Raw genomic sequence first — 7492 nt, 5'->3', positions numbered from 1 at the left:
TGATGAATTAAGTAAAGTTGGATATCAATTAAATTGGCAGGAAGTAGCAGCCATTAATTCAGCTATAAATAACGGAAGTTTTGAAATAAATAATGAAAATATTAAGAATATAGGAAATGCATTATTAAAAAAAGATAATGAAGGCACTATAGTAGGAATTAATTCCTTTAAAACTGCAATAAATAATTTAAATTTAGATAGTGAAGCTTATAATCTTGCAAAAAGTAATTTGGATAAAATAAGAAGTAATTATATTAACGAAAAGCTAGTTAATGATAGGGATAAGATAGCCTTTATAGAGAGTATTTCTGGAGTTGCTTTAGATAATTATAAAAACTATGGAATTTTACCTTCCATAACTATATCACAAGCAATTTTAGAATCAGGTTGGGGAGAATCTACATTGTCATCTGAATATAATAATCTTTTTGGTATTAAGGCTGATAGCAGATGGAATGGAAAGAAAGTAGAAATGCAAACTAAAGAAAACTATGATGATGTAATAGTTGGAGCCTTTAGAGCCTATGACAACCTTAATTCATCCATTAAAGATCACGGAAAATTCCTATCAGAAAATGAAAGATACGAAGCTAATGGACTATTCCAAGGGAAAACCTATATAGCACAAGCACAAGCACTAGAAAATGCAGGCTATAGCACAGCAAAAGACCAATACGGAAATTTAATTTACGCAGAAAAACTAATAAAAGTTATACAAGAAAACAACTTAATGTTCTACGATACAAATGTAGAAAGAAAATAAAATTCCAAACTAGATAAGAATTATTACCTTTAGTATGGAAGTGTGCTATATAAGGTTTCGGTGACTTGGAGCTTGCGACGGAACAAGAAACTTTATATAGCACACTTTTTTATCTTATTTTAAATTTACTTTCATCTGGAACTATGGATATTTTCTTTTTAGAAAGTGATGTAACTTTAATAAAATAGTTGCCTTTATTAATAAGGCTTATGAATTTTTGAATTGAATCTTCTGATCCCTGTACTTCCATATCTACCATTCCATTTGACATATTATGAACCCAACCAGTTAAATTAAGGCTAGATGCATTCATTTGGCAATAATATCTAAAGCCAACACCTTGAACTCTACCATCAACAACAATATAATATCTAGTCACTATATCACTCCTTATATATTAATAAAAAAATTATACCATAATTCTAACAAAAAAAGTTAATATAGTAAATTTACACTAATAAAATGTGTAAATGAATGGTATAATTTAAAAGAGAATTTATTATGGGAGGAAGAGATATGGAAAAATCGTTAGTACTTATAAAACCAGATGCTGTTAAGAAAAATTTAATAGGAAGGATTATTAGTAAATACGAAGAAAATAATCTAAAAGTTGTTGACTTAAGAATGGAAAAGATTACTGAAGAATTTGCAAGTAAGCATTACGCAGAACATATAGGAAAGGATTTTTATAAGCCGTTAGTGGAGTTTATAACTAGTGGACCTTTATGTGCCTTAGTTTTAGAAGGTGAAAATGCTATAGAAAGAGTTAGAGAGATAAATGGTAATACTGATCCTGAAAAGGCTAAAGAAGGCACAATTAGGAAAAGCTTTTCAACTAGTAAAAGAGAAAATTGTGTTCATGCTTCAGATTGCTTAGAAAGTGCTGAAAGAGAAATAAAGTTATGGTTTGGAGCAGAATAAAATAGAAATAAATAAAGTTACATTATAACATAATAATACCATATTGAAATATGCTAAACTAATTAGTATATATTCAATATGGTATTTATTATTCTTAGTTAATTTTTACTTTTAACCAAACGTCATCATATAATTTAATGTTATTTCCTAAATCTTTAAATATGGTACATTTATCTAAAACTTCTTCAGGAGGATAAACAGCTTCATCATTTTGTGTTTCTTCATCAAGAAGTTCATAAGCACCAGAATTAGGAGTGGCATAGCCTATATATTCAACATTTTCTTTTGCATTTTCAGGATTAGATAAGAAGTTTATAAATTCTTCAGCTTCTGTTTTATGCTTTGCTCCCTTAGGAATAACCATAACATCAAACCATTTGTTAGAACCTTCTTTAGGAACAACATATTGAAGATTTAAATCTGGGGCTTCTTCTTGAATGTATATAGCATCTCCAGAATAAACAGTTGCAAAGATTGCTTCTCCATTTATCATCTTATCTTTTACTTCATCCATAACATAAGATTGAACTAAAGATTTTTGGTTTATTAATTCATTTGCTGCTTCATCTAATTCATTTTTATCAGTAGAATTAAGTGAATATCCAAGTCTAACTAAAGATATTGCTAAGGTATCTCTTATAGAATCAAACATAAAGATTTCACCTTTATACTTTTCATTCCATAATATATCCCAGCTATCTACAACATCATCAACTCTATCAGCATCGTAAATAATGCCAATAGTTCCCCACATATATGGAACAGAATATTCATTGTTAGGATCATAAGGAAGATTTTTAAAATCTTCGCCAATATATTTATAGTTAGGAATATTGTTAAAATCTATTTTTTCCAACATATCCTGACTTTTCATTTTTTCAACCATGTAGTCAGAAGGGAAGATTAAGTCATATGTACCAGGGCTATTTTTAACCTTTTGATACATTATTTCGTTAGATTCATAAGTGTCATAAATAACATCTATTCCAGTTTCTTCTTCAAACTTATCTATTAAATCTTCATTTATATAATCACCATAGTTAAATACATTTAAAGTTCTTTTACCATTATCACTATTATCTTTACAGCCAACAAAAGCTGAAGAGATAAATATTAATGAAGATAATAGAGCTACAAACTTCTTAAGCTTTTTCAACTTTATCACCTCTTGTAAATTCCTTTCTATTAGCTATTAATAAAAGGGTTAATACTGTTACAAACATCAACGTAGAAAGAGCATTAATTTCAGGTTTAATTCCTCTTCTTGCCATAGCAAATATTTCGATTGATAGATTTGTAACTCCTGGACCAGCTGTGAAGAAGCTTATAACAAAGTCATCAACTGACATAGTAAATGCCATTAGCATACCAGCAAAAATACCAGGTTTAATCTGAGGTAGTATTATTTTTCTTAATGTATAAGAAGGAGTAGCACCTAAATCTAGAGCGGCTTCTTCTATATTTTCAGGTAATTGTCTAAGTTTAGGTAAAACTGCAAGTATTACATAAGGTATATTAAATGTAATATGAGCTAGTAACATTGTAGTAAATCCAAAATCTAATTTAGTAATAGGTCTTAAGAATATAAATAAACTCATTAAAGCTATACCAGTTACTATATCAGGATTTAATACAGGTAGATAATTTATATTTAATAATAGAGCTTTTTTAGGCCCCTTCATCTTGTTAATTCCAATAGCTGCTAAGGTTCCGATTACTGTAGCAACTAAAGAAGAAATAATTGCAATAACAACTGTGAAGAAAAGAGCTTTTAATATATTCTCATTATTAAATAATTCAACATACCATTTTAAAGTAAAGCCAGACCATTTTCCCATAGTTTTTGAATCATTAAAAGAAAATATTATTAAGGCAGCAATAGGCATATATAAGAATATAAAAACTAATACTAAATAAAATCTTTTAATAAAATTTTCTAATGATTTTACCATAATTGACCGCCTCCTTCTTTAGCTTCTGAGTTATCAAATAAGCTCATTACTGCCATACAGATTAAAATTATCGCCATCATAAAAATTGAAATTGATGAACCGAAGTTCCAATCACCCATTGTTGTAAATTGTTGTTCGATTAAGTTACCTAAAAGCATGTATTGGCCACCACCTAGTAATCTTGAAATTACGAAGGTAGAAACAGCTGGCATAAATACCATTGTAATACCAGAAATTACTCCGGGCATACTTAAAGGAAGAACTACTTTTCTAAAAACTTGCTGTCTATTAGCACCTAAATCAGATGCTGCATTTAATAAGTCATTATCTATTTTGGTTAAAACTGTATAAATTGGTAAAACCATAAAAGGTAAGAAATTATATACCATACCTAATATTACGGCACCATCATTATATAGGAAATTAAAAGGTCCAAAACCAAAGGAACCAAGTATATTATTAATAAAACCATTTTTACCTAGTATAGGTAACCATGCATAAGTTCTAAGTAAGAAATTCATCCACATAGGAACAATAAATAACATAATTAAAATATTACCTTTTGAAGGTTTCATTTTTGAAATTATATAAGCTACAGGGTAACCTAAAACTAAGCACCAAAAAGTAGATAGAAGAGCAAGCCATAAGCTTCTTTCAAAAACCTTAATATATTGTGGTTGAATTAATCTTAAAAAATTCTCTGTTGAAAAAGAGTAGCTTCCATCAGGAGATGTAACTGTAAAGCCGAAGAATAATACTATTAATAAAGGAATTACAATAAATAAAGCACCCCAAAATACAAATGGATAAGTAGCTATATTTTTTCTAGATGTTTTTGCCTTACTCATTGTGAGAAACCTTTCTCATTATATGAATATCTTCAGGATAGATATCTAAACCTATTATAGAATTAACTTCAGCATACTTTGTATTGTGTAAAATCCAAGTATTATTTCCTTCTTCAACTTCTATTTCGTAATGAACTCCTTTAAATATAATTGACTTTACATTTCCTTTTAACATTCCTTTTTCAGCAGATACAATTTTAATATCCTCTGGTCTAATAACAACATCAACTAATTCATTAGTATTAAAACCTTTATCAACACATTCGAAAATTCTATTACAGAATTCAACTTTGCAATCTTCAAGCATTTTTCCATTTAATATATTACTTTCACCGATAAAATCAGCAACAAAAGCATTAGCAGGTTCATTATATATATCTTCTGGAGAACCCATTTGTTGAATTTTACCCTTATTCATTACTATGATTGTATCAGACATAGTTAATGCTTCTTCTTGGTCATGAGTAACAAAAATAAAAGTGATTCCTAATCTTTGTTGGATTCTTTTTAATTCTATTTGCATTTCTTTTCTAAGTTTTAAATCTAAAGCTCCTAAAGGTTCATCTAAAAGAAGTACTTCAGGTTCATTAACAAGTGCTCTAGCAATTGCAACTCTTTGTTGCTGACCACCACTTAAGGATTCAATTTTTCTTTTTTCGAAGCCTTCTAAAGATACTAGTTTTAGCATTTCCTTTACTTTAGAATCTATTTCATTCTTTGGAGTTTTCTTTATCTTTAATCCAAAAGCTACATTATCATATACATTCATATGAGGAAATAATGCATACTTTTGGAAAACGGTGTTTACTTGTCTCTTATATGGAGGCAAGGATGAAATATCACTTCCATCAAATAAAATTTCACCTTGGTCCGCTTCTTCAAAACCAGCTATTATTTTTAAAGTTGTGGTTTTTCCACATCCACTAGGGCCTAATAGTGTTAAAAATTCATTCTTTTTAATTTTTAAGGAAAGGTTGTCTAAAACACAATTATCTTCATAAGTTTTAGAAACACCTTTAATTTCTATAATATTTTGTTCCAAAATAAACACCTCTTTCTATAGATTTAAAATGATGGGGGAGTACTTATCCAAATTACTTTAGCTTGGGTTTTACCTGCATTTGAAATATAATGATTTGATCTAGGTTTAAAATAGAAACTTTCTCCCTTTTTTACTTTAAATTTCTTTTTGCCTAAATGTAAAATAATGGTTCCTGATAATACATAACCAAATTCCTCACCTTCATGAGGTTCTTCTTCTATATATTGTCCATTAGGTTCTAAAGTTATCATAATTGGTTCCATTTCATTTTTTTGAGCATTAGGTATAAGCCACATTAGCTTATATTTTAAGTCTTCATTTTCAGTCTCAAACATATCCTCATATGTAAAAGTAACTTTTTCTTCACTAGCATCACTAAAGAACTCTGTTAAATTAGTTCCTAAAATCTCTAATATATCTATTAAAGTTGCTATTGAAGGAGAAGTTAAATCATTTTCAACTTGTGATATAAAGCCTTTAGATAATTCACATCTATTAGCTAATTCCTCTTGAGTCAATTGTTTTTCAATACGTAATCTACGTATTTTTTCACCGATTTCCACAATTACACCTTCCAAATTAATATTTTCTAATACTAAACCTTAGGTTTAAAATTACTAAACAAACTATAGTAATTATATATACTTGTAAAGAAAAAATCAATATTTTTAAAAAAAAATATAAAAAAATATATTTGCTTAAATCATTGATATTATTGAGTTTAAGAAGAAATAATTTAAATTAGTTTAATAAAACAACATTGGAAGTTTAGTAATACTAAATAATTTTAAAATTAGAATAATTGTTGGAAAATTCGTTGTTCTTTAGAATAATAGATATAATCTATATGCTGAAAAATTTGATTTGTTAAAGGCAATTAGTATAGATAATAAAAAATTAAATTTTAATTACATAATTTGCATATGCCTTGCTTATTTCTTGATTAATGTATTAATTTATGAGATATTTAATAATATATATCTACTTTAAGAAAAAGAAAAGATTATAGGTGATATAATGAGTGATAAAATTAATTTATATAGAAGAAACGGAAAATTAATATATATTAAAATGCCAGAATTTAATGAATTAGCTTTTGTAGAGGAGTTATGGGGAAATAGAAGAAACATGGGGGACTTTGGAGGTGTTTATTATTTTCCAAAAGAAAAATGGGAAATGTTTTATAGGAAAATGATAAGCCCCACAGACGGGAAAAATTTTTATTGTCTAATTTATGATTTAGAGGATAATCCAGTTGGGGAAGTTAGTTTTCATGGATATAATTCAGCTACTAAGGTTGCAAGAATTAATATAAAAGTACACTATGAATACAGAAGAAAAGGTTATGGAGAAGAGGCTTTAAGATTATTATTAGAATATTATTTCTTTGAGTTTGGAGGAGAATCGATTATAGATTCAGTAAAAACAGAAGAAAGTAAAGCCCTATTAAAAAAAATCGGATTTGAAGAGTTAAATAATATTAGAGAGCAAAGAACTTATAAGTTAACTAAAAATAAGTTTATAAGTCGTAAAGGAAATGAGAAGATTAAAGTTGGAATTTTGTTATATAATAATGTTAATTTAGCTGAATATTCTTTAATTTATAGTATTTTTGATAAAGCTAACGAAATATTAAATGAAGATTGTTTCCATGCTTTTTCAGTATCTAATAGTGAGTCAGTTGAAATAAAGAATGGTTCTATAAATACAAATTATAATATAAAACATAATATTGTATTACCTGATATTCTACTAATACCTGGTGGGGATATAGATAAATATGAAATTGATAATACTAAAACAATAGAATATTTAAATCAGGTATACAGTCATTGTGATTATATAGCAACATTATCTAATGGAATATATTTTTTAAATAATGTAATAAATATGAAGGGAATCTTTATACCAAATTCTAAATATATAATAAATGGAGCTAATATTGCTAATAAAGATTTTGTGCAAG

9 protein-coding genes are annotated in these 7492 nt (G+C 27.5%); 3 read left to right on the top strand and 6 right to left on the bottom strand.

Annotated features, from left to right (window positions below; genetic code table 11):
* Window positions 1–763 (top strand): glucosaminidase domain-containing protein (locus HUJ77_RS03105; RefSeq protein ID WP_291707113.1); only part of this gene is annotated, 763 nt, incomplete at its 5' end.
* A 109-nt stretch (window positions 764–872) separates the two neighbouring features.
* On the opposite strand, the gene HUJ77_RS03100 is transcribed toward HUJ77_RS03105, so the two are convergent.
* The gene (locus HUJ77_RS03100; RefSeq protein ID WP_291707112.1) at window positions 873–1142 is read right to left on the bottom strand and encodes an acylphosphatase; all 270 of its coding nucleotides are present in this window, start codon (window positions 1140–1142) and stop codon (window positions 873–875) included.
* A 137-nt stretch (window positions 1143–1279) separates the two neighbouring features.
* On the opposite strand from HUJ77_RS03100, the gene ndk reads away from it, so the two are divergent.
* Window positions 1280–1684, top strand: coding sequence for a nucleoside-diphosphate kinase (gene ndk / locus HUJ77_RS03095; protein ID WP_291707111.1), 405 nt, complete (start codon window positions 1280–1282; stop codon window positions 1682–1684).
* A gap of 94 nt (window positions 1685–1778) precedes the next feature.
* On the opposite strand, the gene HUJ77_RS03090 is transcribed toward ndk, so the two are convergent.
* The 5 genes from HUJ77_RS03090 to HUJ77_RS03070 are packed head-to-tail and all read right to left on the bottom strand — an operon-like array spanning window position 1779 to window position 6089.
* Window positions 1779–2840 (bottom strand): spermidine/putrescine ABC transporter substrate-binding protein, encoded by a 1062-nt coding sequence (locus tag HUJ77_RS03090; RefSeq protein WP_291707110.1) that lies wholly within the window; start codon window positions 2838–2840, stop codon window positions 1779–1781.
* A complete protein-coding gene (locus tag HUJ77_RS03085) occupies window positions 2827–3636 on the bottom strand; it encodes an ABC transporter permease (protein WP_291707109.1) in 810 nt (269 codons plus the stop codon). Before HUJ77_RS03085 ends, HUJ77_RS03090 begins: the two co-directional genes overlap by 14 nt.
* A complete protein-coding gene (locus tag HUJ77_RS03080; RefSeq protein WP_291707108.1) occupies window positions 3630–4484 on the bottom strand; it encodes an ABC transporter permease in 855 nt (284 codons plus the stop codon). The genes HUJ77_RS03085 and HUJ77_RS03080 overlap by 7 nt, the downstream gene beginning before the upstream one ends.
* Window positions 4477–5526, bottom strand: coding sequence for a spermidine/putrescine ABC transporter ATP-binding protein (gene potA, locus HUJ77_RS03075; RefSeq protein ID WP_291707107.1), 1050 nt, complete (start codon window positions 5524–5526; stop codon window positions 4477–4479). The genes HUJ77_RS03080 and potA overlap by 8 nt, the downstream gene beginning before the upstream one ends.
* 23 nt (window positions 5527–5549) lie before the next feature.
* Entirely contained in the window at window positions 5550–6089 is a 540-nt protein-coding gene (locus tag HUJ77_RS03070; protein WP_291707106.1) for an XRE family transcriptional regulator, read from the bottom strand.
* A gap of 454 nt (window positions 6090–6543) precedes the next feature.
* Between HUJ77_RS03070 and HUJ77_RS03065 the strand changes: the two genes are divergently transcribed.
* On the top strand, window positions 6544–7492 hold a 949-nt coding region (locus HUJ77_RS03065; RefSeq protein ID WP_291707105.1), incomplete at its 3' end, for a GNAT family N-acetyltransferase.

Source organism: Clostridium sp., from assembly GCF_021443865.1.
In the GTDB taxonomy this organism is placed as follows: domain Bacteria; phylum Bacillota; class Clostridia; order Clostridiales; family Clostridiaceae; genus Clostridium.
This window is presented reverse-complemented; position numbering and strand designations above follow the sequence as displayed.